This window comes from Micrococcus sp. EYE_212 (assembly GCF_023147585.1).
Taxonomy (GTDB): Bacteria; Actinomycetota; Actinomycetes; order Actinomycetales; family Micrococcaceae; genus Micrococcus.
This window is the reverse complement of record NZ_JAHXOZ010000007.1, coordinates 60,485-86,275: the sequence shown is the minus strand read 5'-3', so window position 1 is coordinate 86,275 and position 25,791 is coordinate 60,485. Positions and strand designations below refer to the sequence as shown.

General features: G+C 73.9%; 22 protein-coding genes, 1 tRNA gene and 1 other RNA gene. 15 read left to right on the top strand and 9 right to left on the bottom strand.

What is annotated here, in order from left to right:
* Positions 1-109 precede the first annotated feature (109 nt).
* Both KZX60_RS06265 and KZX60_RS06260 read right to left on the bottom strand, forming a co-directional pair.
* A complete protein-coding gene (locus tag KZX60_RS06265) occupies positions 110-1,717 on the bottom strand; it encodes an alanine/glycine:cation symporter family protein (protein WP_248116537.1) in 1,608 nt (535 codons plus the stop codon).
* 263 nt (positions 1,718-1,980) lie between these two features.
* A tRNA-Ser gene (locus KZX60_RS06260) sits at positions 1,981-2,065 on the bottom strand.
* A gap of 117 nt (positions 2,066-2,182) precedes the next feature.
* On the opposite strand from KZX60_RS06260, the gene ffs reads away from it, so the two are divergent.
* Both ffs and gluQRS read left to right on the top strand, forming a co-directional pair.
* Positions 2,183-2,279, top strand: an RNA gene (ffs, locus tag KZX60_RS06255) — signal recognition particle sRNA small type.
* 16 nt (positions 2,280-2,295) lie between these two features.
* Complete coding sequence (gluQRS, locus tag KZX60_RS06250) at positions 2,296-3,318, top strand: tRNA glutamyl-Q(34) synthetase GluQRS (RefSeq protein ID WP_248116535.1); 1,023 nt, start codon at positions 2,296-2,298, stop codon at positions 3,316-3,318.
* Positions 3,319-3,371: 53 nt separating this feature from the next.
* Here the strand turns inward: gluQRS and KZX60_RS06245 are convergent, their stop codons facing one another.
* Positions 3,372-3,974 carry a malonic semialdehyde reductase gene (locus KZX60_RS06245; protein ID WP_248116533.1) on the bottom strand — a complete coding sequence of 201 codons (603 nt, stop codon included), beginning with the start codon at positions 3,972-3,974 and terminating at the stop codon, positions 3,372-3,374.
* A gap of 132 nt (positions 3,975-4,106) precedes the next feature.
* Here KZX60_RS06245 and KZX60_RS06240 point away from each other — a divergent pair, with 132 nt between their 5' ends.
* Together KZX60_RS06240 and recR are read left to right on the top strand one after the other, a co-directional pair.
* Entirely contained in the window at positions 4,107-7,730 is a 3,624-nt protein-coding gene (locus KZX60_RS06240; protein WP_248116531.1) for a DNA polymerase III subunit gamma and tau, read from the top strand.
* Between the two features lie 123 nt (positions 7,731-7,853).
* Complete coding sequence (gene recR, locus KZX60_RS06235; RefSeq protein WP_248116529.1) at positions 7,854-8,453, top strand: recombination mediator RecR; 600 nt, start codon at positions 7,854-7,856, stop codon at positions 8,451-8,453.
* Positions 8,454-8,534: 81 nt separating this feature from the next.
* Here recR and KZX60_RS06230 read toward each other — a convergent pair whose 3' ends face one another.
* Both KZX60_RS06230 and KZX60_RS06225 read right to left on the bottom strand, forming a co-directional pair.
* Positions 8,535-9,761 carry an ABC transporter permease gene (locus KZX60_RS06230; RefSeq protein ID WP_248116527.1) on the bottom strand — a complete coding sequence of 409 codons (1,227 nt, stop codon included), beginning with the start codon at positions 9,759-9,761 and terminating at the stop codon, positions 8,535-8,537.
* Positions 9,758-10,759 (bottom strand): ABC transporter ATP-binding protein, encoded by a 1,002-nt coding sequence (locus KZX60_RS06225; RefSeq protein WP_248116525.1) that lies wholly within the window; start codon positions 10,757-10,759, stop codon positions 9,758-9,760. The genes KZX60_RS06230 and KZX60_RS06225 overlap by 4 nt, the downstream gene beginning before the upstream one ends.
* A gap of 258 nt (positions 10,760-11,017) precedes the next feature.
* Here KZX60_RS06225 and KZX60_RS06220 point away from each other — a divergent pair, with 258 nt between their 5' ends.
* Positions 11,018-12,304 (top strand): aspartate kinase, encoded by a 1,287-nt coding sequence (locus KZX60_RS06220; RefSeq protein ID WP_248116522.1) that lies wholly within the window; start codon positions 11,018-11,020, stop codon positions 12,302-12,304.
* A 237-nt stretch (positions 12,305-12,541) separates the two neighbouring features.
* Here KZX60_RS06220 and KZX60_RS06215 read toward each other — a convergent pair whose 3' ends face one another.
* Entirely contained in the window at positions 12,542-15,544 is a 3,003-nt protein-coding gene (locus tag KZX60_RS06215) for a S8 family serine peptidase (RefSeq protein WP_248116520.1), read from the bottom strand.
* Positions 15,545-15,816: 272 nt separating this feature from the next.
* On the opposite strand from KZX60_RS06215, the gene KZX60_RS06210 reads away from it, so the two are divergent.
* The gene (locus KZX60_RS06210; RefSeq protein ID WP_248116518.1) at positions 15,817-16,929 is read left to right on the top strand and encodes a 3-methyladenine DNA glycosylase; all 1,113 of its coding nucleotides are present in this window, start codon (positions 15,817-15,819) and stop codon (positions 16,927-16,929) included.
* 5 nt (positions 16,930-16,934) lie between these two features.
* Positions 16,935-17,084: a hypothetical protein gene (locus KZX60_RS06205; protein ID WP_248116516.1), complete on the top strand. Its 150-nt coding sequence runs from the start codon at positions 16,935-16,937 to the stop codon at positions 17,082-17,084.
* 100 nt (positions 17,085-17,184) lie between these two features.
* Here the strand turns inward: KZX60_RS06205 and KZX60_RS06200 are convergent, their stop codons facing one another.
* Positions 17,185-17,877 (bottom strand): DsbA family oxidoreductase, encoded by a 693-nt coding sequence (locus KZX60_RS06200; protein WP_248116514.1) that lies wholly within the window; start codon positions 17,875-17,877, stop codon positions 17,185-17,187.
* 132 nt (positions 17,878-18,009) lie between these two features.
* Between KZX60_RS06200 and KZX60_RS06195 the strand changes: the two genes are divergently transcribed.
* The 4 genes from KZX60_RS06195 to KZX60_RS06180 all read left to right on the top strand — a co-directional run bounded on the left by KZX60_RS06195 (position 18,010) and on the right by KZX60_RS06180 (position 20,086).
* On the top strand, positions 18,010-18,981 hold the full coding sequence (locus KZX60_RS06195) for a DUF952 domain-containing protein (protein ID WP_248116512.1): 972 nt from the start codon (positions 18,010-18,012) through the stop codon (positions 18,979-18,981).
* Positions 18,982-19,140: 159 nt separating this feature from the next.
* The gene (locus KZX60_RS06190; protein ID WP_248116510.1) at positions 19,141-19,686 is read left to right on the top strand and encodes a hypothetical protein; all 546 of its coding nucleotides are present in this window, start codon (positions 19,141-19,143) and stop codon (positions 19,684-19,686) included.
* Between the two features lie 3 nt (positions 19,687-19,689).
* On the top strand, positions 19,690-19,887 hold the full coding sequence (locus KZX60_RS06185) for a helix-turn-helix transcriptional regulator (RefSeq protein WP_248116508.1): 198 nt from the start codon (positions 19,690-19,692) through the stop codon (positions 19,885-19,887).
* Positions 19,888-19,936: 49 nt separating this feature from the next.
* Positions 19,937-20,086, top strand: coding sequence for a hypothetical protein (locus KZX60_RS06180; RefSeq protein WP_248116506.1), 150 nt, complete (start codon positions 19,937-19,939; stop codon positions 20,084-20,086).
* A gap of 37 nt (positions 20,087-20,123) precedes the next feature.
* Here the strand turns inward: KZX60_RS06180 and KZX60_RS06175 are convergent, their stop codons facing one another.
* The gene (locus KZX60_RS06175; RefSeq protein WP_248116504.1) at positions 20,124-20,288 is read right to left on the bottom strand and encodes a YchJ family metal-binding protein; all 165 of its coding nucleotides are present in this window, start codon (positions 20,286-20,288) and stop codon (positions 20,124-20,126) included.
* Positions 20,289-20,605: 317 nt separating this feature from the next.
* Entirely contained in the window at positions 20,606-20,839 is a 234-nt protein-coding gene (locus KZX60_RS06170; protein ID WP_248116502.1) for a hypothetical protein, read from the bottom strand.
* Between the two features lie 125 nt (positions 20,840-20,964).
* Here KZX60_RS06170 and KZX60_RS06165 point away from each other — a divergent pair, with 125 nt between their 5' ends.
* The 4 genes from KZX60_RS06165 (at position 20,965) to purL (ending at position 25,687) form a co-directional block, all read left to right on the top strand.
* Positions 20,965-22,011: a hypothetical protein gene (locus KZX60_RS06165; protein WP_248116500.1), complete on the top strand. Its 1,047-nt coding sequence runs from the start codon at positions 20,965-20,967 to the stop codon at positions 22,009-22,011.
* Between the two features lie 297 nt (positions 22,012-22,308).
* Positions 22,309-22,587 carry a phosphoribosylformylglycinamidine synthase subunit PurS gene (purS, locus tag KZX60_RS06160; RefSeq protein WP_248116498.1) on the top strand — a complete coding sequence of 93 codons (279 nt, stop codon included), beginning with the start codon at positions 22,309-22,311 and terminating at the stop codon, positions 22,585-22,587.
* A complete protein-coding gene (purQ, locus tag KZX60_RS06155) occupies positions 22,587-23,384 on the top strand; it encodes a phosphoribosylformylglycinamidine synthase subunit PurQ (RefSeq protein WP_248116496.1) in 798 nt (265 codons plus the stop codon). The genes purS and purQ overlap by 1 nt, the downstream gene beginning before the upstream one ends.
* Positions 23,381-25,687, top strand: coding sequence for a phosphoribosylformylglycinamidine synthase subunit PurL (gene purL / locus KZX60_RS06150; protein ID WP_248116494.1), 2,307 nt, complete (start codon positions 23,381-23,383; stop codon positions 25,685-25,687). Before purQ ends, purL begins: the two co-directional genes overlap by 4 nt.
* The last annotated feature ends 104 nt before the right edge of the window (positions 25,688-25,791 follow it).

Here is a 25,791-nt window from a genome sequence, read left to right as displayed (position 1 = left end):
CCGTCCCTCCGGTCGGACCTGCGAAAAGGGACAGGATCTGCGTCGAGGACGCAGATCCTGCCCCTTTCTGCCGACCGGGCCGGCGCCCGTCGTGTCGGCGGACGACGCGTCAGGCGCGGTGCGAGCCGGCCTCGTCCACGCCGCCGTCGCGCACGGACGTGGCACCCGGGGTGCCGGCCGCGTGGCGCTCGAGCTCCTCGCCGGTCATGCCCTCGCGGACGAGCCCGTCCGAGCGCAGCTCCCAGAAGTCGGCGTTGCGGATGCCGAGCGGGCGCGGGTCGAACTGCGGGTCCAGGCCCTGCTTCTTCTGGGCGTGGTAGTCCTTGAGGGCCTTCAGGGCGGGGCCCTGCAGGAACAGGATGCCGATGATGTTCATCCACGCCATGGAACCCACGCCGATGTCGCCGAGGCCCCAGGCCGCACCGGTGGTGGTGACGGCGCCGTAGGCCACGGACACGAGGATCAGGCCCTGCAGCAGGCGGATGACCACGCGGCGGACGGTCGAGTTCTTGGCGCCGCGGAACAGGTACGCGACGTTGACCTCCGCCATGTAGTAGTACGCCACGATCGTGGTGAACGCGAAGAACGCGAGGGCCACCGCCACGAAGGAGGGGCCGAAGCCGGTGAAGACGGTGTCGAAGCCGTTCTGCACGAAGGCGGGGCCGACCTTGGAGTCGGCGGGGAGGTTCCCCTCGAAGAGGACCGGGGTGGTCACGGCCTCGCCCTGGTACACGCGGTACATGCCGGTGGACAGGATGATGAACGCCGTGGCCGTGCAGACGAACAGGGTGTCGATGTAGACGGCGAAGGCCTGCGCATAGCCCTGCTTGGCCGGGTGCGAGACCTCCGCAGCGGCGGCCGCGTGGGGGCCGGTGCCCTGACCGGCCTCGTTCGAGTAGACGCCGCGCTTGACGCCCCACTGCACGGCGAGGCCGAGGATGGAGCCGAAGATCGCGTGCGCGCCGAAGGCGCTGGAGAAGATCGCTCCGAACACGGCGGGGATCTGGGAGAAGTTCAGGAAGAAGACGATCAGCGCCAGGATGATGTACAGGACCGCCATCACCGGGACGACGTACACGGCGAACGTCGCGATGCGCTTCACGCCGCCCACCACGATGAACGCGAGGATGATGACGATGCCGATGGCCACGGCCCACGCGGGCGCACCCCAGGCCTCGTTGATGGACGACGCCATGCCGTTGGCCTGCACGCCCGGGAGGAAGAAGCTGGTGGCGAAGACCGTCACGATCGCGAAGATCACGGCGTAGACCTTCAGGACCGGGCCGAACGCCGTGTGCTTGTAGGCCTTGTCGAAGTAGTACGCCGGACCGCCGCGGTACTCGCCGGTGTCCTTGTCCTTCTCCTTGTAGATCTGGCCGAGCGTGCACTCGATGAAGGAGGTGGCGGCGCCCAGGAAGGCGACCGCCCACATCCAGAAGACAGCGCCCGGACCGCCGAAGGCGATGGCCGTGGCCACGCCGCCGATGTTGCCCATGCCGACACGGCCGGCGAGGGACATCATGAGGGACTGGAAGGACGAGGTGCCGTCCGCGGACTTCTCGCCGTTCCTGAGCTGGGCGAGCATGTCGGGGATGCCCCGGACCTGGAGGAAGGCCGTGCGGAGCGAGAAGTAGACGCCTGCGAGGAGGCAGAGACCGATCAGGGGCAACGACCAGATGTAGCCGTTGGCCTCATCGATGAACTCGGCGAAGGTCATGGTAAGTCTCCGAAGTCGGGGTGCGAGCACCGAGACGGAGCGGGATCAGGGAAGGCGCCCCGCGGCAGGAAGGGAATCTGCTGAGGGGTACAGTACGCCACTCTGTGATGCCCGTCTCATCAGTGTTCGACGCGTGACTCCCTGAGCCCGTGCGCCCGCCGCCGCACCCACACCCGCGGTCGCCCAGATCCTCCGGACGGGTCGCCCAGATCCTCCGGCCATGCGAAAAGCCCCGTCACCACTGGGGTGACGGGGCTTACCCGCGGAGGATGGGGGATTTGAACCCCCGAGGGCGTTAACCCAACACGCGTTCCAGGCGTGCGCCATAGGCCGCTAGGCGAATCCTCCTTGGCTGCCCCGATGCGGAAGACCGCACAAGGGCAGGCTCCATCATAACCAGGTGGCGCGCCGGGACGCCAATCGCCCGCCCGACTGGCCCTGCGTCCGAGCGCTGGTAGACTCGTGGACGGCCCCTCACGTGGTGTCATCTCGCTGAACTCCCCCAGGACCGGAAGGTAGCAAGGGTAGGTGGGCTCTGGCAGGTGCGTGAGGGGTCTTTCACGTCGTCAGGAGGTCCCATGTCCGCTGGCCGCTATGCACCCTCGCCCACGGGGACCCTGCACCTGGGCAACCTGCGCACCGCACTGGTCGCGTGGCTGGCGGCCCGCGCGTCGGGCCGGCCCTTCCTGCTGCGCGTCGAGGACCTGGACCGCGTCCGCTCCGGGGCCGAGGCCGAACAGCTCGCCGACCTCGCCGCCGTCGGGATCACGTGGGACGCCCCGCCCGTGCGCCAGTCCGAGCGCACCTCCCGCTACGACGCGTCCGTCGCCGCCTTGCGCGCCGCCCACGGCACGGACGTGGCGTACGAGTGCTTCTGCTCCCGCAAGGACATCGCGGAGGCCACGTCCGCACCGCACCCCACCGCGGAGCCCAGGGGCGACGACGGCGGCGCGGCACCCGACGCCTCCCTCGCCTCGGGCGCCGCACGGCGGCCTCCGGGCTTCTACCCGGGCACGTGCCGCGGCCTGACGGAGGACGAGCGGGCCGAGCGTCGTCGGACGCGGCCGGCGGCGCTGCGGATCGACGCGGCACGGGCGGCCGGCCTGCCGGCGGGCACCGTGCCGCGGGCCCACGCCCGCGACGTCCTCCACGGCGAGGTCACGGGCCTCGTGGACGACCTCGTCCTGCGCCGCAACGACGGTGCCTACGCGTACAACCTGTCCGTCGTCGTCGACGACCTGGCCCAGGGCGTGGACCAGGTGGTGCGCGGCGACGACCTGCTCGACTCCACGCCACGCCAGCGCTGGCTGGCTGAGCTGCTCAGCGCGGCGCGCGGCGAGACGGCGCCGCCCACCGAGTACCTGCACGTTCCCCTCGTGCTCAACGCTGGGGGGAGGCGACTGGCCAAGCGGGACGGCGCCGTCACCCTCGCCGACCTCGCGGCGCAGGACCCCCGCTGGACGCCGGAGCGCGTCCGGGACCGCCTCCTGGAGTCGCTCGGCCTGCCGGCCGGCCCCCTCGAGGGCGCGGTGGCGGCGTTCGACCCGCGGGGGCTGCCACGCGAGCCGTGGGTGTTCGACCCGGCGGGCTTCGTGGTCTGACCCGGCTGGCGGCGGCCGGCACCCGAGGCGCCGACCGCGACCGCGACCGCGGCTCAGAGGACCTGCGCGGCCTGGTCGAACTCGAGGCGGCCCTGGCGCGGGCTGACGGCCTTCTCGTGGTCGGAGGCCGCGTGGCCCACGTTGATCACCACGAGCGAGCGCCAGCCGCTCTCGGCATGGAAAGCGGCGTCGACGCCGTCGGTGCTGAAGCCGGCCATGGGGCCCACCTCGAGGCCGAGGGCGCGCAGGGCCACGGTGAGGTAGCCGATCTGGAGGAGCGCGTTGGTGCGGCCCATGCCGTCGCGCAGCTCGGCTTTGTTCTCCCACTGCTCCCGGAAGCCCTCGCGGAAGGGGGCGAGGTGGGGCATGTGCTCGTGCCAGCGCGGGTCGTAGGCGGCGATCAGGGTGAGCGGCGCCGCGAGGGTCTTGTCCGCGTTGAACCCGGCCATGTGCGGGGCCAGCCGCTCGCGGGACTCGCGCGACTCGACCACGGTCAGGCGCAGCGGCTGGCTGTTCATGGCGGTCGGCGCCCAGCGCACGTGCTCGTAGGCCTCGCGGACGAGGGCGGTGTCCACGGGCTGGTCCGTGAAGTGGTTCGTGGTGTGGCGGTCCTCGAAGAGGGCGGGCAGGACGGAGGCGTGGTCGATCCGGGTCATGACGGCCTCAACGCCCGCGCGGACGCACGCCATTCCCGCCGCTCCTGCACAGGCGTCGCAGCGGGCGGCAGGGGCCGACGACGGCGGCCGGCGGGCCGTACGGCGTCCGGGTGAGCCGCTAGGGTGAGCCAGGTGAGCACCGCCCTGTATCGACGCTATCGCCCGGACCGGTTCGAGGAGGTCATCGGGCAGGATCACGTCACGGTCCCGCTGCGCACCGCGCTGTCCAAGGACCGGGTGAGCCACGCCTACCTCTTCTCGGGCCCGCGCGGCTGCGGCAAGACCACCTCCGCCCGCATCCTCGCGCGCTGCCTGAACTGTGCGAAGGGCCCCACGCCCACGCCGTGCGGCGAGTGCGACTCGTGCCGCGACCTGGCCACGGGCGGGCCCGGCTCTCTGGACGTCATGGAGATCGACGCCGCCTCCCACGGCGGCGTGGAGGACGCCCGCGGCCTGCGGGAGCGGGCCACCTTCGCCCCGGTGCGGGACCGGTACAAGATCCTGATCATCGACGAGGCCCACATGGTCACGGCGGCAGGCTTCAACGCGCTGCTGAAGATTGTGGAGGAGCCGCCGGAGCACCTCAAGTTCATCTTCGCCACGACGGAGCCGGAGAAGGTCATCGGGACCATCCGCTCCCGCACCCACCACTACCCGTTCCGCCTCGTGCCGCCGGAGCCGCTCATCGCGTACCTCGAGCAGCTGTGCGCCGAGGAGCAGGTGCGCGTGGAGCCCGGCGTCCTTCCCCTCGTGGTGCGGGCCGGCACGGGCTCGGTGCGCGACACCCTCTCCGTGCTGGACCAGCTCATCGCCGGCGCCGAGCAGGGTGCGGTGTCCTACGACCTCGCGGTGAGCCTGCTCGGCTTCACGCCGGAGGCCCTGCTGGACGACGTGATCGACGCCGTGGCCGCGGACGACACCCCCACCGTGTTCCGCGTGGTGGACCGCGTGGTGCAGTCCGGCCAGGACCCACGCCGATTCGTGGAGGACCTGCTGGACCGGTTCCGCGACCTCGTGATCGCGCGCGCGCTGCCGGAGGAGGCCGGTGCCATCCTGCACGGCATGCCGGAGGACCAGGTGCGGCGCCTGTCCGCGCAGGCCGCCCAGCTCTCCCGTGCGGAGCTCTCCCGGCTGGCGGACGTCACCAACCTCGCGCTGACGGACATGGTGGGCGCCACGAGCCCCCGCCTGCACCTCGAGCTGCTGATGGCGCGCCTCGTGCTGCCCGCCACGGACGACACGCACCGCGGCCTCTCCGCCCGCCTCGAGGCGCTCGAGCGGCGGCTCGAGTACGGGGGCTCGCCCGCGGCCTCTGCACCGGCCCAGGCCGCCGAGGCCGCCGAGGGCACCCCGCACACGGGGGCCGTCGGGGAGGCGGCCGGCCTCTCCGGTGCCGCCCTGGCCCGCGCAGCCATGCGCCGACCCGAGACCGAGGAGACCACCCCCAGCGCCCGGCAGCAGGACGCGCCGGCCCGCCAGGAGCAGCGCCCGGCCGCCCCCACGCAGGCGCCCGCCGCGCCCGAGACCCCGCCGTCGTCGGCCGCCCTCGCAGCGCCGACCGCGCCGACGCCGCCGAGCGCCCCCGAGCAGTGGTCCCCGCCGCAGCAGGACGGATCCCCCACGCCGGACGAGGCCGCCGGCAGGGCGGACGCGGAGGGCAAGGGCCCGGAGAAGCCGGTCCCGGAGAACACGGGCGCGGGGCCGACCTCCGCGGCCCCGTCGTCCCAGCGCTCCGGCGAGGCCGAGGGCCGGGCCGCGGCCCCGAGCACCTCCGGCACGGGCCCCTCCTCCGCGAACCCCGTGGAGATGGTGCGCCGCGCCTGGCCGGACATCCTGGCCGCCCTCGAGGACTCCTCGCGGCTGGTGTGGATGCTGGTGAAGGACAACGCGTCGGTCACCGGATACGACGGCTCACTGCTCACGATCGGATTCCAGCAGGACGGCCCGCGGCAGTCGCTGCTGGGCCGCGGCGGTGACCGGGTGCTGGCCGAGGCCGTCCACCGTGTGCTCGGCATCCGCCCGGAGCTCGACCTCATCCTCGGCGGGGATGCTCCCCGCCCCGAGCACCGCGCGCCCGCCGACGCCCGCCAGGCCTCCGGTCGGCCCGCATCGGGGTCGCCGCGCCCCCAGCAGCAGCCCCCGCCGGACGCATCGGACACCCGCGGCCTCCCGCGCCCTCCGGCCCCGTCGGGCGGTCAGCCCCGGAACGATTCGCTGCGCGCCACGCAGAGCCAGACAGCCACGGAGACCCCGGCCGGCGCCGCCTCGGGTGGGCAGGAGCGCGCTCCGCACCGTCCGGCCCAGCCAGCGACCGCATGGCCCGCGCCCGCCGACACACGGACCTCTCCCGAGCCAGGGCGCCCCACGTCCGCCGCGTCCGCGCCACCTGCGGCCGCGCCCGCTCCTCCGTCCGCGCCCGCGTCTGCTTCCCCCGCTCCCTCGGCTCCGACCGCGGACAGCTGGGGCCATGCTGGCGAGGCGCCCCCCGCGTGGGAGGACGCCCCGCCGAGCGAGGAGGACCCGTGGGACTCCCTCCCCGAGTTCGACCCGGACTCGGACATGGAGGACTCCCCCGGTCCCGAGGGATGGGTGCCGCCGCACGGCGCCCAGGAGGGCGGCGGACCGCAGGAGAACGCCTCGAGCGGCACGCCCGGGTGGGACGGGCCGGTGCCCAGCCCGTCGGACTGGGGCACGCCGCCGCAGGCCGACCAGCCCGCACCGGCCCCCCGGCCGGACGAGGCGGCCTCGCCCGGGGCCGAGCCCTGGGCCCCCGCCGGGCCCGCCCCGACCGCGGACGCCGCGCAGCGGCTCCAGGACGTGACCCCTGACGCGGCGGAGCGTGCCTACGATCCCGGACCCCTCGTCCGCGAGCCCGCCCCCACCATTCCCGTGTTCGCCCGGCCCGAGGCGGAGCTGCGTGCCGAGTTCGAGGCCCGCTTCGGCACCACGCGGCCCGCCGGCTTCGACGGCGGCTCCCGCGGCGGCGCCTCCGACGCACGCGGGGCGGAGCACACGGCACCGCCGGCCGCCTCGGACCAGACGCGCACGGGACGGGCCGACGGCGACGGCGTCCCCCCGGGCCAGGGCGATGACCCCGCCGCCTCGGAACGAGAGGACCCCCACCCGGCCGCTTCGACGGCCGCGGTCTCGAGCGACGCCCACCCCGATGCCACCGGCGAGCCCTCCTCGGACGGGACGCCGGCCCCCGGCGTGCCCGCGCTCGACGGGGGTGGACCCCCTGCAGCGGGGACCGCGCCGCGCGGTTCGGGGCATCCCGCCAGCATGTTCCCGCGCCTCATGGAGCGTCTCGAGGCGGGCGGGCCCCTGGAGCCGCCCGTCAACGCCCGCGACGCCGGCGGAGACGGGACGGTCGGGCCCTCCTCGAACGGCCCCTCCGCCTCCTCCGGACCGTCGGGGAGCACCGCTCCGCCGTCGGGTCGGCCGAGCCCCACCGCCCTGGGCGCCCGCCCAACGGGAGACAGCCGTGCCGCCGCCGGTGGGGAGCCTCCCGCTCCTCCCGCGATGGACCCGCGTGCCGCCGCGATCCGGGCGGCCCGCGAGGCCGCACAGGGCCGCGCGCCGGCTCTGCCCGCCGCGCCGGCCACCGCGTCCTCCCCCGCCGTCGCGTGGACGGACGAGGTGGCCAGCGACGACGATGTGGCGCTGGAAGACTCCGGGCTCGTGGGCCGGGCCGTCGTCGAACGCGTGCTCGGCGGCCGGCTCCTCGAGGAGCGGCCGCACGAGCCCGTGCGCTGACCCACACGGCCGACCCGCGCCCTTGTCATGTCCGGTGGTCGTGGCAGACTCGCGTCAGCGCGGTGACCCCGCGCGGACGGACCGGACGGAGCCGGCCGGGCCCACGCGAGACGAAGGGACGACGTGTACGAGGGAGCGGTTCAGGACCTGATCGACGAGCTCGGGCGGCTGCCGGGCATCGGGCCGAAGTCCGCCCAGCGGATCGCGTTCCACGTCTTGGAGGCGGACGCGCAGGACATGACGCGCCTCGCGGACGCGATCCGCACCGTCAAGGACAAGGTGCGGCTCTGCTCGGTGTGCTTCAACGTCTCCGAGCAGGACGTGTGCGCGCTGTGCCGCGACGCTCGCCGGGACGCCGCCCAGATCTGCGTGGTGGAGGAGTCCCAGGACGTGATGGCCATGGAGCGCACCCGCGCGTTCCAGGGCAAGTACCACGTGCTCGGCGGCTCCATCAATCCGATCGCGGGCATCGGCCCGGAGCAGCTGCACGTGCGCGAGCTGCTCACCCGTCTGCAGGACGAGACCGTGCAGGAGGTCATCCTCGCCACGGATCCCAACCTCGAGGGGGAGGCCACGGCCACCTACCTCGGGCGTCTGCTCGGCGCCACCGGCATCCGCGTCACCCGCCTCGCCTCCGGCCTTCCCGTGGGCGGCGACCTCGAGTACGCGGACGAGGTCACCCTCGGCCGCGCCTTCGAGGGCCGCCGCCTCATCAGCGGCTGACCGGGCACCCACGGCGACGGCGGCACCGGAGGTCGGTGCCGCCGTCGCCGTCAGCGGGGGAGGGAGCCTCCGGGGGACCGCTCAGGCCACGCGCGTGCCCGCGGCCAGCTTCCCGGCCGGCGTGTCGAGGCGGCGGTGTCCCCACCACAGCAGGCCCGCCGTGAGCGCGCCCTGCATGGCGAGGCCGAGCGGCCACACGGGCCATGTGCCCTCGCGGTTCGGCTCACCCGCCTGGTCGATCCCGCGCAGCTCCCCGTTGAGGCACTCCACGGACTGCAGCGGGTCCCTCTGGGTCCACCGCACCCCGCCCGAGATGAGGTTCAGCGCGCCGATCTGGCCCATGTACGGCTCCGACTGGGGCACCGGCGACCACGGCGTGGCGTCCGCGAGCACCACGAACGGGTTCGGCGCGAGCATCCACCCCGTCCGACGCGGGTCCGGGACCACCTGGTCCGTCACAGGGCCCCCGCACTGGTCGGCGACGAGGTCCCAGGCTGCCGGGTCCTCGGCCGCCTGCGCGTCCATCTCCTCCGGCGTGGTGGCCTCGTCCATCGTGGCCGTCTCGTAGCCGTACCGGGGCTGGCTGGCCTGCACGGTGATGTTGATGACGGAGAGGGAGAGCAGGAAGCTGATCAGGGTGCCCAGCGTCAGCAGCGCCACGAGCAGATAGGTGACGACGACGGCGAACAGGGTGCGCCCCGTGATGGCCGAGACCGCCACGCCGATCCCCGTGATCACGGCGAACTCCACCAGGATCATCGCGAGGCCCACGAGGACGAACAGCGGAGAGACCCGTCCCACCAGCGCGGCCACCACGAGCCACGGCAGGGCCGCCACGAGGAAGGCCGCCGAGGCCACCCATGCCGCGAGCCACTTGCCCGCCATGAGGTGCCACGTCTTCAGCAGGGTCACCTGCGTGATGGCCAGCGTCCCGCCCGCCCGGTCGCCGGAGATCGCGTTGGCCGCGAGCGCCGGGGACACCAGCAGCGAGAGGGTCAGGACGAACATCAGGACGCCGTCGAACAGCCACTGGCCGGCCATGCGCAGGGAGGTCTCACGCTGAGCGTCGGACACCCCCTGCATCTCGCCGAGGGTGGAGGCGTGCAGGCCGAGAGCGCCGAGCGTCACGGCGCCGACCACGAGGAAGAACACGCCGAGCAGCGCGAACCAGCCGCGGGATCGCAGCCGCTGGCGCAGCTCCATCCCGACGACGGTGCGCACCGCCGCCCCCGCGCCCAGGCGCGGGGGGACGATGCCGGGAGTCGGCGCGTCCGGCGTCGCGCTCGAGGGGGCGAGGACGTGGCTCACGGGCGTTCTCCTTCGGTGTGACGGCGGTGGTCCAGGTCGAGGTCCAGGTAGGCGTTCTCCAGGCGGGAGCCCTCCGGAGCGAAGTGGCTCACGGGCACGCCGTCGCGCACGAGGTCCGCGAGCAGCTCGGCGGCGGCCTGCTCGCCGCGCACCTGCACCACGACGCCGCCCCGGCGGTTCCCGGCATCGGCGCCGGGGACCAGACCGTGCGCGGCCAGGGCGTGGACCAGCTCGTCCCGACGCGCGGGGTCCGGCCCTGCGATCCGGTAGGGACGGGTCTGCGCGCCGGCCGCGGCGAAGTCCTGCGTGGAGACGGTGGCGCCCTCGCGCACGAACACCGCGCGGTCGGACATCTCCTCGAGCTCGGCGAGCACGTGGGAGGACACGAGCACGGCGGTCCCCGCGGCGGCCATGGCGCGCAGGTCGTCCCGCAGGCGGATGCGGGAGGTGGGATCGAGCCCGTTGGCCGGCTCGTCCAGCAGGAGCACGGCGGGGCGGTGCACGGTGGCGCGGGCCAGGGAGAGGCGCTGCTGCTGGCCGCGGGAGAGGACGCGCGCGGGGCGGCGGGCGAACTCGGTGAGCTCCACCCACTCCAGCTGCTCGTCCGCCCTTGCGGCGGCGGCGACGCGGCCCATCCCGTAGAGCCGTCCCAGGCTCGTGAGGATGTCGTGGCAGGTCAGCGACTCCCACACGCCGAGGGTGTCCGGCATCCAGCCCAGATGCCGGCGGGCCTCCTGCGGGTCGGCCGTCGCGTCCACGCCGGCCACGGCGACGGAGCCGGCGTCGGGACGCAGGAGCGTGGCGAGCAGGAGCATGAGCGTGGTCTTGCCGGAGCCGTTGGGCCCCACGAGGGCGGTCACGGTCCCGGCGGGCGCGGTGAGGGAGACGTCCCGCACGGCGTGGACGGGACCGAAGGAGCGGGCCAGGCCGTGGGCCACGATCCCGCTGCCCGCGGCGGGCGGAGGTGGGGAGACGTCGAGCACCGAGGAGAGGGTCATGCCTCCATGCTGACCGGGGCGGGGCGACGACGTCGTCCGCCCAGAGGATGATCCCGCGCGGCGCGGGGTCATCCTCACGGGTGGTTCGGGCGGTTCCGGGCGGTTCCGGGTGGCCCGGACCGACCCCACGGTCCCCGCAGCCCCGGCAGCTCACGATGCGGACGTCCCGGATCATACTGCGGGACCGGAGGCGGTGCGCCCCTACACTGGAGCGGTCCGTGGGGACACCTCGTCTCGACCCCGCCCGAAGGGAGCTCCATGAGCCTGATCGTGCAGAAGTTCGGCGGCTCCTCGGTGGCCGACGCCGCCGGCATCCAGCGCGTCGCCCGCCGCGTCACCGCCACCGTCGCCGCGGGCCACCGTGTGTGCGTGGTCGTCTCGGCCATGGGCGACACGACGGACGAGCTGCTCGACCTCGCCGCCGAGCTCACCGACGCCGCCCCCGCCCGCGAGATGGACATCCTCCTCTCCGCGGGCGAGCGCATCTCCATGTCCCTGCTGGCCATGGCCATCCATGCCGAGGGCGTGCAGGCCCGCTCCTTCACGGGATCGCAGGCCGGCATGATGACGGACACGTCGTACGGCCGCGCCCGGATCGTGAAGGTCAGCCCGCACCGCGTGCAGGGCGCTCTCGACGACGGCGCCGTCGCCATCGTGGCCGGCTTCCAGGGCATGAGCCCCGAGTCCCAGGACATCACCACGATGGGCCGCGGCGGCTCGGACACCACCGCCGTCGCCCTCGCCGCGGCGCTCAAGGCGGACGTGTGCGAGATCTACACGGACGTGGACGGCGTGTACTCGGCCGACCCGCGCGTCGTGCCCACCGCCCGCAAGATCGGCGAGCTCTCCTCCGAGGAGACCCTCGAGCTGGCCGCCTCCGGCGCCAAGGTGCTCCACCTGCGCTCCGTCGAGTACGCGCGCCGCTTCGGCGTGTCGATCCACGTGCGCTCCTCCTTCTCCGACCACGAGGGCACGTGGATCATGCCCGACCCGAACGACACCATCACCCTGCAGGAAGGCGCTCCCATGGAACAGCCCATCGTCGCCGGCGTGGCGCACGACCGCTCCGAGGGCAAGGTCACGATCGTCGGCGTCCCGGACGTCCCCGGCAAGGCCGCCGAGATCTTCCGCGTGATCGCCGAGTCCAACGTGAACATCGACATGATCGTGCAGAACGTCTCGCGCGCGGGCTCCGGCCGCACGGACATCTCCTTCACCCTCCCGATCGTGGAGGGCAAGGACGCCCTGGCCGCCCTGCGCGCAGCGCAGGAGCGCATCGGCTTCGAGGACATCGAGTCGGACAAGGAGATCGGCAAGCTCTCTCTCGTGGGCGCGGGCATGCGCTCCAATCCGGGCGTCTCGGCCACCTTCTTCAAGGCCCTCTCGGACGCCGGCGTGAACGTGGACATGATCTCCACCTCGGAGATCCGCATCTCCGTGGTCACCGCGGAGGACAAGCTCGACGACGCCGTGCGCGCCATCCACACCGCGTTCGACCTGGACGCCGACGAGCAGGCCACCGTCTACGGGGGCACCGGGCGCTGAGCCCGGACGCCGACCCCGGGGGCCCGGGCGCCCTGCTCGAGCCCGACGCCGGATGGCCCGGCTTCGCAGCGCTGCTCTCCCCGCGCCTGGACCAGGAGGACTGAGCGGCGCACGCGCCGCCGTCGCCCTCCCTCGCGCACATGGACGACGCCGCCCCCGCACCGTCACGGAGAAGGTGCGGGGGCGGCGTCGTGAGCGCCCGTCTCGTCAACGAGGACGATGGGGGTCAGGCTCCGGTCACGGGACCGTGACGGTCACGTCGGTCGCAGCGCCGTCGGCCCAGATGACCTGTCCGCGCCACGTGCCGTCGGTGAGGCCGGACCAGGACAGCTCAGCCTCGGTGAGCTCACCGGTGGTGACGGGCACGGGGTTCGGGGTCACGGTGAGGTTGCCCGCGTCCTCGCGCAGCTCGAGCGTGTCCAGGGATGCGTCGTCCGCGCCGCCGTCGGCGGTGGCGTAGAGGTTGGCGATCACGAGGTACTCACCGGCCACCGGGTTGTCGAGGGTGATGGTCTCGCTCGTCGACTCGGTCGCCATCTGCACGACCTTGCCCTCGGGGGTGACCACGGCGAGATCCCAGTCGGCGTCCGAGGCGCCGGCGTTGATGCTGGCCACGAAGGACTTGGCACCCTCGCCCACGGTCACGGACTTCACCGCGGTGGAGGTGTTCTCGTCGACGGAGATGGACTCGCCCGGGGTCTTGGTCACGGGGGTGGCGTCCACCTTGCCGAGGCCCAGGATCTGCGGGGTCAGCTCACCGGTCATGCCGGGGCTGATCTCCACCGTGGCGGAGCCGGAGGCGCCGGAGCCGGTGACCGACGACGTCGCGGTGGCCGCCAGGGCCTTGAGGGTGACCGGGGAGGTGACCTCCGGGACGGCCTTGCCCTTGGCGGTGCTCCAGGTGAAGGAGCCGTGGGTCCACTCGTTCGTCGGGGCGTCCGTGCGGGTGAAGGTCAGGGTGACCTCGGCGGACTGGCCCTTCTTGAGGTCCAGGGACGACGGCGAGGCGGTCACCTCGAAGCCGGGCACCGAGCCGGAGAACTGCCAGCGGCCGTTCTCGAGGGCGGTCACGGTGCGCGTCACGGAGGTGGAGCCCACCACATCGGGGATGGCCACGGAGGGGATGTTGACCTCGCGCCCGGCGATGTCACCCATGATCAGGGCGTCCCACTGGGTGGCGTCGGACTCGTAGACCAGACCCGGGCGGTCGGCGGCCTTCGGGTCCGCGGAGCCGGCACCGGTGGCGAAGTTGTCCTCGTTGACGGAGCCGTCCGCGGTGAACACGTCGCCGGCGGTGGTCATGAGCGCCGACTTGACCGCCATGGGCGACCACTCCGGGTGCTTGCCGATCAGCAGGGACGCCATGCCGGCGAGGTTCGGGGCCGCCATGGACGTGCCGGACATGAGCCCGAACTCGTTGCCCTCGTAGGACGGGTCCAGGGGGGAGACGCCGGCGATCACGTTCACGCCGGGGGCGGCGACGTCGGGCTTGAGGAACTCCTGGTTCACGGCGTTGGACGGGCCGCGCGAGGAGAATCCGGCGATCTGGGGCAGCGGGTCCTCGGGCAGGCCCGTGGTGTCCTGCGGCACGAGCGTGGCGGTGAGGCCGCCGGCCTTGACCTTCTCGATGATCGAGGCGTCGTTCGTGTGCACGGTGGGGACCGAGTGGATGTCCGCGTCCAGGGAGCTGGGCGTGACGTTCACGAGGATCATGCCGACGCCGCCGGCCTCGGCGACCACCTGGGACTTCTCGACGCGGGCGTTCTGGCCGCGCTCGCAGAGCACGATCTTGCCGGCGGTCTTGGCCGGGTCCAGGGAGCCGGGCAGGCACAGGCGGGCCTGGTCGGCGGTGGCGCCGGCGGCGGCCACCTGGGACGCGTGCACGACCTCCGCCGGGCCGACGCCGGTGCGGGACGAGGAGGCGCCGCGGACCTTGGTGCCGTCCGAGAACTCCACGGTGCCGGTGAGCTCGTTGGAGAAGGTCTCCGCGGCCACGGTGGTGACCCACGGGGAGGAGTGGTTCACGGTGTTGGCGGTGGGGCCGGAGTTGCCGCCGGAGGCGGAGACGAAGATGCCGGCCTCGGCGGCGGAGCGGAAGGCCATGGCCACCGGGTCCACGACGGACGTGTTGTTGCCGGAGATCGAGTAGTTGAGCACGTCCACGTTGTTCTCGATGGCCTGCTCGACGGCGGCCACGGAGGCGGAGGTGTAGCAGCCGCCGGTGTCCGGATCGGTGTCCTCCCAGCAGATCTTGTAGGAGATCAGCTTCGCGGCGGGGGCCACGCCGGCGCCCTCGCCGAACGAGTCGCCGTTGATGTCCTGCGCCACGCCGGTGTTGCCCAGGATCGTGGTGGCCACGTGGGTGCCGTGGGAGGCGACACCGAGAGGGGAGATGCGCTCGTTGGGGTCGCGCTCGTCGATCGGGACGAAGCGCTCGAAGTCCTCGGAGAAGGCGTAGGCGCCCAGCAGCTTGCTGTCGCACGAGGAGGCCGGGAAGTCGGGGCCGGTCTCACACTCGGCGACGGCGGTGGTGCCGTCCGCCTTGAGCATGGCGATCTGGCCGTCCGCGGTGCGGTACGGCTCGCCCACCTTCGGCTTGCCCTTGAGCGGGCCGACCGGCTCGCCGTCGATGAACGGGTTGTCCGGGTGGATGCCGGAGTCGATGACGCCGACCACGACGCCCTTGCCGGCGTTCTTCTCGGAGCCGTACGTGGTCTTCCAGGTGCCGTTGCTGCCGGGAAGGCCGAGGAACTCGGTGGAGGTGTAGTCGGGGGCGACCTGCTCGTCCGGAGTCACAGCGAGGACGCTGCGGTCCTTGCTCAGCTGGAGCGCCTCCTCCGCGGTGAGCTCGGCGACGAACGCGTTCACGGCGCGCTGGAAGGTCATGGCCGGTGCGACGCCGTGGTCCTTCGCGACCTTCTCCTGCTGGCGCTTGAGCTTGGCCTCGTAGTTCTTCACGCGGGGGTGCGACGGATCGAACTTCTCCTTGGGCGCGGCGCCCGGGGCCGGGGCTCCGGCCTCCTCGGCGGTCACCGAGGGCTGATCCGCGAGGATCACGAAGTAGCGGCCGTCCTCGAACTGCTGGTCCACGCTGAGCTTGCCCTGGGGGCTGGAGGCGGCGGCGCCGGAAGGCGGCTGGACAGCCGAGGCCGGAGCGGCGAGCGCGGGAGCGCCGAGCAGGCTGGCGCCGAGGACGGCGGCGGCGAGACGACGCCGGGCAGGGGTGTGGGAACGGGGCATGGCCTCCGCCTTTCTCATCAAGGACAGGTCCGGGTGCCGCTTCGTCGCTGAGGCGGTGGGAGCGGGGGCGGTCGAGGCCGGAGGGCCTGTGTGACTCGCACCACAGTCGGATGGATGCAATGTAGCTCACAGCGTCCGGTTTGGCCAGACGATCGTCACCCCCCCAGGAGCGACACAGAGGGCCTGCCGGGCGCGGGGCACGGTCCGGCCGGCGGCCGCGTGGACGTCGTCGGGACCGGGAGGGAGGCGCGGCGCGGGAGAATGGATGCGCCATGCTCCAGATCCAGACCGACCCGCCCACTCCTGTCGCCGCGCCGTCCGGGGACGCGCGCCCCGCCGTCGTCGTGCTCCCCGCCGAGGAGTGGCGGGGGCGCGCCCGCGCGCACCGGGAGCGGATCTCCGCGCGGACCGCGCCGCTGGTGGCGCTGCACATGCGCGGCGAGAAGCATCCCGTGCAGGACTTCCTGTTCGGCTACTACGCCCACTCCCCCGCGGCGCTGGCGCGCTGGCATCCCGGGGCGGGCATGCTCCTCGCCGACGACGACGCCGGGTCGAACGCCGCCGCTGAGGCCGAGGAGTCCGGCGCCCCGGCCCGAGGGACGTGGAAGCACGTGCGCCGCGTGCGCGCGGGAGAGGCCCTCACGCCGGGCGGGCCGCCGTCGCCGGCCGCGGGCTGGACCGTGGACGAGACGGCCTTCGCGCGCGACCGGGCGACCGGCGTCGCCTTCACGCGCGACCTTCTCGCCCGGACCTCCGCTCGAGCGCCCCGGCTGGGGTGCTTCGGACTGCACGAGTGGGCCATGGCGTACCGCGCGGACGTGCACGGCGTGCGCCACTCCCAGCTGCCTCTGCGCCTGGGCGCGGCGGGGACGGACGCGGTGGTCGAGTCCCAGAGGATCCGGTGCACGCACTTCGACGCCTTCCGCTTCTTCGCGCCCGAGGCGCGAGGGCTCAACGAGGGCGACGACGGTGCGCTCCCCACGCGGGAGGGCATGCGGGACATGGAGCAGCCGGGATGCCTGCACGCGGGCATGGACCTCTACAAGTGGGCGTACAAGCTCGTGCCGTGGGTGAGCTCGGAGATCGTGGCGGACTGCTTCGACCTCGCGTGGGACATCCGGGCCCTGGACATGCGGGCCTCGCCGTACGACCTCACCGGCGTGACCGACCTGGCCGGCGGCGACTACCCGCCCGTGCGGATCGAGACGCCCGAGGGCCGGGCCGAGTACGCGCGGGCGCAGCGCGGGTTCGCGGAGCGGGGGCAGGCGCTGCGGAGGCGGCTGCTGGAGGCGCTGGAGGCGCTGGAGGGGCACGGTGGGTCGGAAGGCCTGGAGGCGTCAGCAGGCATCGGGGTGCCGCAGACGCGCCGTGGCCTGGGAGGATGAGCGGCATGAGTGAGCTGCCCCCGGAACTGCGCGGCGTGCGCTTCGACGACGACGACGCGCCCCGCCGCCCGCGCCCGATCGTGCTGATCGTGACGTGGCTGTGCATCATCGGCCTCGTGATGAGTGTGGCGGCGGGGATCTTCAGCTCGTTCTGAGGGCGCGCCGGAGGCCCGGGAGGGGCGCCTCGATTCCCCCTCACGCCCGCCGGCCGGCCCCGGGGCTGAGGGTCCGCGGACCCGCGGTGGCGGCGCCTCCTCAGGCCGAGGGGAACTCGCACACCCCGTCGTGGCAGACGGCGCCGCCGTCGGACGGCGGGGCCTGGACCCGGGCGGCCTCGTCGCGCAGGACTGCCGCGAAGTGCTCCACGCTCTGGGCCCCGGAGACCGTGGCGGAGTCGTTCACCACGAAGAACGGGACGCCGCGCACCCCGAGGTCCGCGGCACGCTGCTCGTCCGCGCGCACCTCGCGCGCATAGCGGTCGCCCGCGAGGACCTCGTCCACCTCGGCCGCCTCGAGGCCGACGTCCAGGGCGAGCCTCCGGACGACGTCGGCCGAGCCGATCTCCTCCCCCTCGGAGAAGTAGCCGCGGAAGAAGCGCTCCTCCGCCTCGGCGCCGAGCCCGCGGGACGCGGCGAGCTGCAGCACGCGGTGGGCGGTGAACGTGTTCCCCGGCTTCGCGGTGCGCCACTGGAAGTCCAGGCCCACGCTCCGGGCCTGCTCCTCCTCGTGGGAGAGGACCGCGAGCGCCTGGGGCCTGCTCGCGCCGTAGGCCGTGCTCATGACCTCGGGCAGCGTCATGCCGTACGACGCCGGCGCCTGCGGGTTGAGCTCGAAGCTGTGCCACACGATCTCGGCGTCCACGCCGGTCTGCTCGAGGGCGAGCTCGAGGCGGCGCTTGCCGATGTAGCAGAACGGGCAGATGACATCCGACCACACGTCGATCTTCATGGGGATCCGACCTCTCTGGGGACGCAGCCGTCGCGGGTCGGCGGCATGTCGTCTCCGGGGCCCAACGCCCCGCCGGGACGGAACATTCCAGGTCAGCGGGGACAGGGACGGTCGGGCCGATACGGTGACGCCATGATCCTGCACATCACCCTGCCCGAGGACTGGGCCGGGGCCCGCCGCACGGGCCGCTACACGGCGTCCACGCGGGGCGCCACCTTCTTCGAGGTCGGCTTCCTGCACGCCTCCGAGGACGCCCGACAGGCAGCCGCGGTGGCTGCGGCGTTCTACGCGGACCGGCCGGACGCGTTCCTCGTCGCCCTGGACGAGGAGGCGCTCGCCGGGTCCGGCTTCGCGGTGCGCCGCGAGCCCGACGACCCGGCCGACCCCGCCTCCGAGCGCTTTCCACACGTCTACCCGGGCACGCAGGCCCGGCACCACATCCCCGTGCCGCTGATGACGCCCGTCGCCATGCCCGGCGCTGAGGCCCGCGTCCTCCGGCAGGACACCGCCGAGGCCGCCGCACTGCAGGACGCCGGGTGGACGGTGCGCTCGCGGTCCTGGGGCGCACGCCTGCACCTGGCCGACGACGCCGACCTCGCCCCGTACCGAGACCTGGTGGCCGCGGCGGAGGCGCAGGGGGTGGAGGTGCGGGTGCTGGAGGCTGCGGACTCGCTCGCCCTGCGCGCACTCGACGCCGAGGCCGCCCCCCGCTTCCCGCGCACCGACGGCTCGTTCCACACGCCCCTGTCCGGCGATCTCGAGGCGCGGCTGGACGGCGAGGACGGGGTCGCCGTCGGGGCGTTCGCGGGCGCGGAGCTGATCGGTGTCACCCTGCTGTTCCGCACGCACGGAGCGGACGGGGACGTCCGGTGGGACGTCGACCGGACGGCGGTGCGGCAGGGGCACGAGGGGCGGGGCCTGGGGAAGGCGGTGAAGGCGGCGTCGGTGCTGGCCACGCACGCCCGGGGCGGGCGGATCTGGGGCACGGGCGGCGCCGAGGTGAACGCGGCGTCCCTGCGGATGAACGAGGCGCTCGGGTTCGCGCTCGAGCCGCTGTGGCTGGCCCTCGTGCCGCCGACCCCCGCCCCCACCAACGCCGGTTGAGTTCTCGGGCGTGTTCCCGCCCGGCACCCCCGAGAACTCAACCGATGTTCAAGCAGGGGGGCGAAAGGGTCAAGCTCCCTTGACGTCCAGCGTCCTTGACTGTCAAGCTTGCTTCACACCGCCGGGGACGGGCCCCGGCACCGCGCGAAGGAGCAGGCCATGACCTCCGACCACGGCACCGACGACGTCACCGCCCCCACCGCCGAGGCGCCCCGCGCCACCACCGACCCCCGCCGGGACACGCGATCGTTCTGGGGCCGGTCCGTCCGGCTGGGCGGTGGCACGGGCCGGCTCCTCGCGGTCTCCCTGGTGCTGGGCGCCCTCATGGCAGGACTGCTCGGCGTCATCGCCTATGGTCTGGCCGCCCTCGCCCCCGACGTCGACCCCCGACGCGCCCCGCTGATCGGCCTCGTCCTCGCCGTGATCGTCCTGCCCATGGCCGCCGCCGTCGGCTGGGTCCTCCTCGTGGACCGGGACACCGTGCGCGGCGCCGTCCGGAACACCGAGGACACCGTCGAGGGCCGCTGGTACGAGAAGGCCACGTCCGGCGCGTTCCACGACCTCCTGGTGGTGGTCGGCCTGGGCACCTTCGCGGTGAGCCTCGCCGGGTGGGACCCGGAGGTGGGTACCGTCGGCGCGGCGTTGATCCTCGCCATGGCGCTCTCCGCCGCCGTCCGGTACCTCCTGCTGAAGCGGCGGAGCTGAGCCGTGGAGAACTCCCTGCCGGCCGAGCGCGCACGCCTCGGGTGGTCGCAGCAGCGCCTCGCCGACGAGCTCGGCGTCTCGCGCCAGACGGTCATCTCCCTCGAGAAGGGCCGATACGACCCCTCCCTCCCCCTCGCCTTCCGCCTGGCCGCCGTGTTCGGCCGGCGCATCGAGGACCTGTTCACCCCAGACGCAGACTGAACGCCCGTAGACTGGCGCGACCCCCGACCGGCCCCACCCCAGGGGCACCATGACCGGCCTTCCCCCCGAGCTGCGCGACGCCGACCTCGCCCCGGACGACTCCCCGCGCCACACCCGGCCGGTGGTCACGATCGTGGCACTGCTGTGCAACGCGGGTCTGATCCTCAGCGTGGCCGCCGCGTTCCTCTCCGCCTTCTGACCCCTCCCTCCGGCCCCGACGGCGCCGCGCGGCCGGCTCAGCCGGCGACGTCCCCGTCCACGTAGCGCCAGATGCCGTCCTCGCGGCGGAACCGGCTGTGCTCGGTCAGGCGCACGCGCGCCCCGGAGGCGTCCCGGCCGAGCGCCGTGAACGTCACGGTCCCGACCGTGTCGAAGGGGCCGCCGCCGGTCGTGTCCGTCACCGCCAGGCGGGTGAACGCGGTGGGCGTCCCCCCCCGGCCCCGGGGTCAGGTCCGCCGCGGCGGGACGCGTCTCGGCCGCCCAGGTGGCGCGCAGGTAGGCGACCATCGCGGCCGCGGTGCGGGCGGCGTCGTCGTGATCCGTGGCGACCAGGAGGGCGAACGCCGTGTACCGCGAGCGCATGAGGTCCTCGGCCGTGGGCGCGGCGAGGGTCTCGTCCGCGGCGTGGCGCGCGTGCCAGCGGCCGCAGCAGTCGGGGTACGGCAGGCCCCGGCCGCACGGGCAGGGCTCGGCTCCCGGCTGGTCGGCTGTCACCGGCTCAGGCGCGATCGGTGCCGGCCGCGCGTCGTCGCCCGGCGCGGGCGCGCATGCGGCGGACGGCGGACAGCGCGACGCCGCCGAGGGCCAGCACCATGGCCGGGCCCAGCGGGCTGACGGGACGGACACGCCCGGAGTCGGGGGCGACGGCGGCGCGTCGGCCCGCGGCCAGGCGGACGGGACGAGGGGCGGCGGCGCGGTCGTCGCGACGGCGGGGGATGCGGGCCAGGATCATGCGCCCAGGCTAGTCGCCGACGCGCGGCCCCGCCGCTCCTGCACAGGCCTCCACAGAACCCTCGCCCTCCCCAGGCGGCCGCCCTCCCCGCGCCCAGCCTCTCCCGCGCGGCCGATCCTGAGCGCATGGACCCCGCACCCCTGCCCGAGGACCCCGGTCTCCGCACCGGCCGCGGCCCGTTGCTGCGAGTGACCGCCCGCACGGACGCGACCACGCGCCGCCGGGTGGCGCGGGCCTGGGATGCCGGGAAGCTGCTGCGCCTCGTGCGCGGCGTCTACTGCCCCGTGGCCGACTGGCTCGGGGCCGCACCCTGGGACCGGTTCACCCTGGCGGCGTCGGCGGTGGTGCTCGCCCGCCCGGACGCGGTGTTCACTGGCGCGACCGCCGCCCACCTCCACGGGCTGCCCCTGATCGAGACGCCCCGGACGCTGCACGTGCGCGCCACGACGCCGCACCACCACGGTCGGTCGACCCTCGTCCGCCAGGCTCTCGCCCCCGGCGCCGCCCCGCTCCCTCCGCTGCCGACCCTCTCCCCCGTGTGGAACCCGGTCTCCGCGCCCGGCCACGAGCCCGTGGAGATCCTGCTGCGGACGGCGGGCGGAGTCCTCCTCGGCACGGCCCGGGCGGAGTCGCTCTCCACCGTGCACCTGCAGCTGGCGGCCGGCCTGCCCCTGCGGGAGAGCGTGGCCCCGCTGGACCGTCTGCTGCGCGACCGGCCCCGGGAGTGCGCCGCATGGGCCGCCGCCCACGCCGAGCTCCCCGCCTCCCGGGCGGCCCGCGAGCGGTTCTCCCGGGCCTGCGCATTCGCCGACGGCGCGTCCGAGTCGCCCGGGGAGTCGCTGAGCCGCGTCCTCGTCCATGAGCTGGGGTTCGCCCCTCCCGTGCTGCAGCACCGCGTCCGCACCCCGGGCGCCGCGCACGAGGACCGGGTGGACTTCTGGTGGCCGCAGCTCCGTGTGGGCGGCGAGTTCGACGGGATCACCAAGTACGACGTCGGGCTGCACGCCTCCGAGGCGGACCGACGCCGGGCGATCCGGGCGGAGAAGGAGCGGGAGGTCCGCCTGCGCCGGCTGCTGTCCGGTCTCGCCCGCTGGACGTGGGAGGACCTGCGTTCCCCCGCCCGACTGGAGGCCGAGCTGGCGCGCCACGGCGTGCCCCGGCGTCGCGGGTGAGGGGTCGGGGCCGGCGGGTCGGTGCGTGCTCCGACTCAGGACCTCCGGCTGTGCTCAGGACCTCGTCATGAGGACGCGGTCCTGAGCACAGCCGGAGGTCGGGGCGGGCGGGGCGGGGCGGAGACGGAGCGGGGAGCAGGCAGGACGGCCCCGGACTGGGCCGCGCGCCCCCTCGGTAGACTGGCCGGGCAAGCTCGCGGAGCGTCCGGCGGCCCCGGCGTGAGACGGCACCACCGCTCTCCTCTGGCCGCCCCGGAGCGCCACCCGCACGGCCCCCTCAGACACCAGGAGCGTTGGATGCCCATCATCGTCGTCGACGTCATGCCCAAGCCCGAGATCCTCGACCCGCAGGGCAAGGCCATCAACGGGGCCCTGCCCCGCCTCGGGTTCACCCAGTTCAGCCAGGTCCGCCAGGGCAAGCGCTTCGAGCTCACCGTGGACGGCGAGGTCACGGACGAGATCCTGACCGCCGCCCGCAAGGCCGCCGAGGAGATGCTCTCCAACCCGGTGATCGAGGACGTCGTGAACGTCGAGCTCGTCGACGAGGCGGAGACCGACGACGAGGCCCACGCCTGATGGCCGCGGACCTCCCCCTCATCGGCGACTACTCGACGCCCGCCACTCCCCTGTCCGGCGCCCGCATCGGCGTCGTCACCTTCCCGGGCACCCTCGACGACGTCGACGCCGCCCGCGCGATCCGCCTCGCCGGCGCGGAGGCCGTGGCCCTGTGGCACGCCGACGCGGACCCGCAGGCCGCGCTGTCCGGCCTGGACGCCGTCGTCGTCCCCGGCGGCTTCTCCTACGGCGACTACCTGCGCGCCGGCGCGATCTCCCGCTTCGCCCCCATGATGGACGCCATCGCGGAGGCGGCCGGCGGCCCGCAGGGCGGCGCGGATGCGCTCCCGGTGCTCGGCATCTGCAACGGCTTCCAGATCCTCACGGAGTCCCACCTGCTGCCGGGCTCGATGATCAAGAACGACCACCTGCACTTCATCTGCCGCGACCAGGAGCTCACGGTCGAGTCCACGGACACCGCGTGGACCCGCGACTTCGCGCCGGGCCAGACCATCACCGTGCCCCTGAAGAACCAGGACGGCCAGTATGTGGCCGACGACGCCACCCTCGACGCCCTCGAGGCCGAGGGCCGCGTGGTGTTCCGCTACAAGGGCTGGAACCCCAACGGCTCGCGCCGCGACATCGCGGGCGTGGCCAACCCGGCGGGCAACGTGGTGGGCCTCATGCCGCACCCGGAGCACGCCGTCGAGGCCGGCTTCGGCCCGGACACCGCGGACGGCGTGCGCGCCGGCACCGACGGCCTGGGCTTCTTCACCTCCGTCCTGACCACCCTCGCGAGCCGGGGAGGCGCCGCATGAGCCAGCAGTTCACCATCGAGACCGTGGAGCACGCCGCGGCGAACCCGGACGTCGCCCAGCCGTGGGCGGAGCTCGGCCTCAAGGAGGACGAGTACGCGCGGATCCGCGAGATCCTGGGCCGCCGCCCCACCGCGGCGGAGCTCGCGATGTACTCCGTGATGTGGTCGGAGCACTGCTCCTACAAGTCCTCGAAGGTGCACCTGCGCCAGTTCGGGGACAAGCTCACCGAGGAGATGAAGAAGAACCTCATGGTGGGGATCGGCGAGAACGCCGGCGTCACCGACCTCGGCGACGGCTGGGCCGTGACCTTCAAGGTGGAGTCGCACAACCACCCCTCCTTCGTGGAGCCCTACCAGGGCGCGGCCACCGGCATCGGCGGCATCGTGCGCGACATCATCTCGATGGGCGCCCGCCCCGTGGCCGTCATGGACCCGCTGCGCTTCGGCGCGATCGACCACCCGGACACCGCCCGCGTGGTGCACGGCGTCGTCTCCGGCATCGGCGGCTACGGCAACTGCCTCGGCCTGCCGAACATCGGCGGCGAGGTCTCCTTCGACGCCTCCTACCAGGGCAACCCGCTCGTGAACGCGCTCGCCGTGGGCGTGCTCAAGCACGAGGACCTGCGCCTGGCGAACGCGTCCGGCGTCGGCAACAAGGTGGTGCTCTTCGGCGCCCGCACCGGCGGCGACGGCATCGGCGGCGCGTCCGTGCTGGCCTCGGAGTCCTTCGACGACGGCGGCAAGCCCGCCAAGCGCCCCTCCGTCCAGGTGGGCGATCCGTTCGTGGAGAAGGTGCTCATCGAGTGCTGTCTCGAGCTGTTCCACGGCTCCCTCGTGGAGGGCATCCAGGACCTCGGTGCCGCGGGCATCTCCTGCGCCACCTCCGAGCTCGCCTCCAACGGCGAAGGCGGCATGCGCGTCGAGCTGACCGACGTGCTGCTGCGCGACTCCACGCTGACCCCGGGCGAGATCCTCATGTCCGAGTCGCAGGAGCGCATGATGGCCGTCGTGACGCCGGAGAACGTCGCGGCGTTCGAGGCCGTCATGGCCAAGTGGGACGTGGAGTACTCGTGGCTCGGCGAGGTCACCGGCGACGGCCGCCTCGTCATCACGTGGGACGGCGAGGTCATCGTCGACGTCGACCCGCGCACCGTGGCCCATGACGGCCCCGTGTACGAGCGCCCGTACCACCGCCCCTCCTTCCAGGATGCGCTCCAGGCGGACACGTTCCGTGCCTCCGCGGCCGGCCAGGACCTGCCGCAGGACGGCGACGCGCTCAAGGCCGCCGTCGTCGAGCTGATGGCCTCCCCCAACATGGCGGACGTCTCCTGGATCACCCGGCAGTACGACCGGTACGTGCGCGGCAACACCGCGCTCGCCTCCCCCGACGACGCCGGCGTGGTCCGCGTGGACGAGGAGACGGGCATGGGCGTGGCCCTGGCCACGGACTGCAACGACCGCTACGCGTACCTCGACCCGTATGCGGGCGCGCAGCTGTCCCTCGCGGAGGCCTACCGCAACGTGGCCACCGTGGGCGCCGTGCCGCTCGCCGTCACCGACTGCCTCAACTTCGGCTCCCCCGAGGACCCCGAGGTGATGTGGCAGTTCGCCGAGGCCGTCCGCGGCCTCGCCGATGCGTGCCAGGTGCTCGGCGTGCCCGTCACCGGCGGCAACGTCTCGCTCTACAACCAGACCGGCGGCGTCGCCATCCATCCCACCCCCACCGTGGGCGTGCTGGGCCAGCTCGACGACGTCGCGCGCCGCACGCCCTCGGGCTTCGGCCGGGACGCGGACGGGCAGGCGGTCTACCTGCTCGGCGTCACCCGCGATGAGCTGGACGGCTCCGAGTTCGCGAACCTGCGCGGCCACCTGGGCGGCACGCCCCCGAAGGTGGACCTCGAGCAGGAGCGCCTGCTCGGCGAGCTGCTGGTCAACGCCTCGCGCGACGGCATGATCGACGCCGCGCACGACGTCTCCAAGGGCGGCCTCGCGGCGACCCTGGCGGACATGGTGCTGCGCTTCGGCGTCGGCGCGCGGATCGTGCTGGACGAGGTCCTCCGCCGCGACGGCGTGGACCTGTTCACCGCGCTGTTCTCCGAGACGCAGGGCCGCGCCGTCGTGTCCGTGCCGCGCACCGAGGAGGTCCGCTTCAATGACATGACCACCGCGCGCGGCTACACCGTGACCCGGATCGGCGTCGTGGACGTGGAGTCCGGCGCCCTCGAGGTGCAGGGCGGGTTCGAGCTGCCGATCGCCGAGCTGCGCGAGGCCTGGGAGGCCACCCTGCCGAAGCACTTCGGCTGAGCGGGCGCCCCACCCCTGTGACGAGCCCTGCGTCGTCGCCGTCATCCGCCCCGGATGGCAGCGACGACGCAGGGCTCGTCGCGTGGGGGGGCTGAGCGAGGCGG

Excerpts from the sequence above, each read along its gene's own strand:
- KZX60_RS06215 (WP_248116520.1), bottom strand. The coding sequence starts at position 15,544 with ATGCCCCGTTCCCACACCCCTGCCCGGCGTCGTCTCGCCGCCGCCGTC.
- gluQRS (WP_248116535.1), top strand. The coding sequence starts at position 2,296 with ATGTCCGCTGGCCGCTATGCACCCTCGCCCACGGGGACCCTGCACCTG.
- KZX60_RS06220 (WP_248116522.1), top strand. The coding sequence starts at position 11,018 with ATGAGCCTGATCGTGCAGAAGTTCGGCGGCTCCTCGGTGGCCGACGCC.
- KZX60_RS06245 (WP_248116533.1), bottom strand. The coding sequence starts at position 3,974 with ATGACCCGGATCGACCACGCCTCCGTCCTGCCCGCCCTCTTCGAGGAC.
- KZX60_RS06225 (WP_248116525.1), bottom strand. The coding sequence starts at position 10,759 with ATGACCCTCTCCTCGGTGCTCGACGTCTCCCCACCTCCGCCCGCCGCG.
- purL (WP_248116494.1), top strand. The coding sequence starts at position 23,381 with ATGAGCCAGCAGTTCACCATCGAGACCGTGGAGCACGCCGCGGCGAAC.
- purS (WP_248116498.1), top strand. The coding sequence starts at position 22,309 with ATGCCCATCATCGTCGTCGACGTCATGCCCAAGCCCGAGATCCTCGAC.
- KZX60_RS06190 (WP_248116510.1), top strand. The coding sequence starts at position 19,141 with ATGACCTCCGACCACGGCACCGACGACGTCACCGCCCCCACCGCCGAG.
- purQ (WP_248116496.1), top strand. The coding sequence starts at position 22,587 with ATGGCCGCGGACCTCCCCCTCATCGGCGACTACTCGACGCCCGCCACT.
- KZX60_RS06210 (WP_248116518.1), top strand. The coding sequence starts at position 15,817 with ATGCTCCAGATCCAGACCGACCCGCCCACTCCTGTCGCCGCGCCGTCC.
- KZX60_RS06205 (WP_248116516.1), top strand. The coding sequence starts at position 16,935 with ATGAGTGAGCTGCCCCCGGAACTGCGCGGCGTGCGCTTCGACGACGAC.
- KZX60_RS06265 (WP_248116537.1), bottom strand. The coding sequence starts at position 1,717 with ATGACCTTCGCCGAGTTCATCGATGAGGCCAACGGCTACATCTGGTCG.
- KZX60_RS06195 (WP_248116512.1), top strand. The coding sequence starts at position 18,010 with ATGATCCTGCACATCACCCTGCCCGAGGACTGGGCCGGGGCCCGCCGC.
- KZX60_RS06170 (WP_248116502.1), bottom strand. The coding sequence starts at position 20,839 with ATGATCCTGGCCCGCATCCCCCGCCGTCGCGACGACCGCGCCGCCGCC.
- KZX60_RS06200 (WP_248116514.1), bottom strand. The coding sequence starts at position 17,877 with ATGAAGATCGACGTGTGGTCGGATGTCATCTGCCCGTTCTGCTACATC.
- KZX60_RS06180 (WP_248116506.1), top strand. The coding sequence starts at position 19,937 with ATGACCGGCCTTCCCCCCGAGCTGCGCGACGCCGACCTCGCCCCGGAC.
- KZX60_RS06165 (WP_248116500.1), top strand. The coding sequence starts at position 20,965 with ATGGACCCCGCACCCCTGCCCGAGGACCCCGGTCTCCGCACCGGCCGC.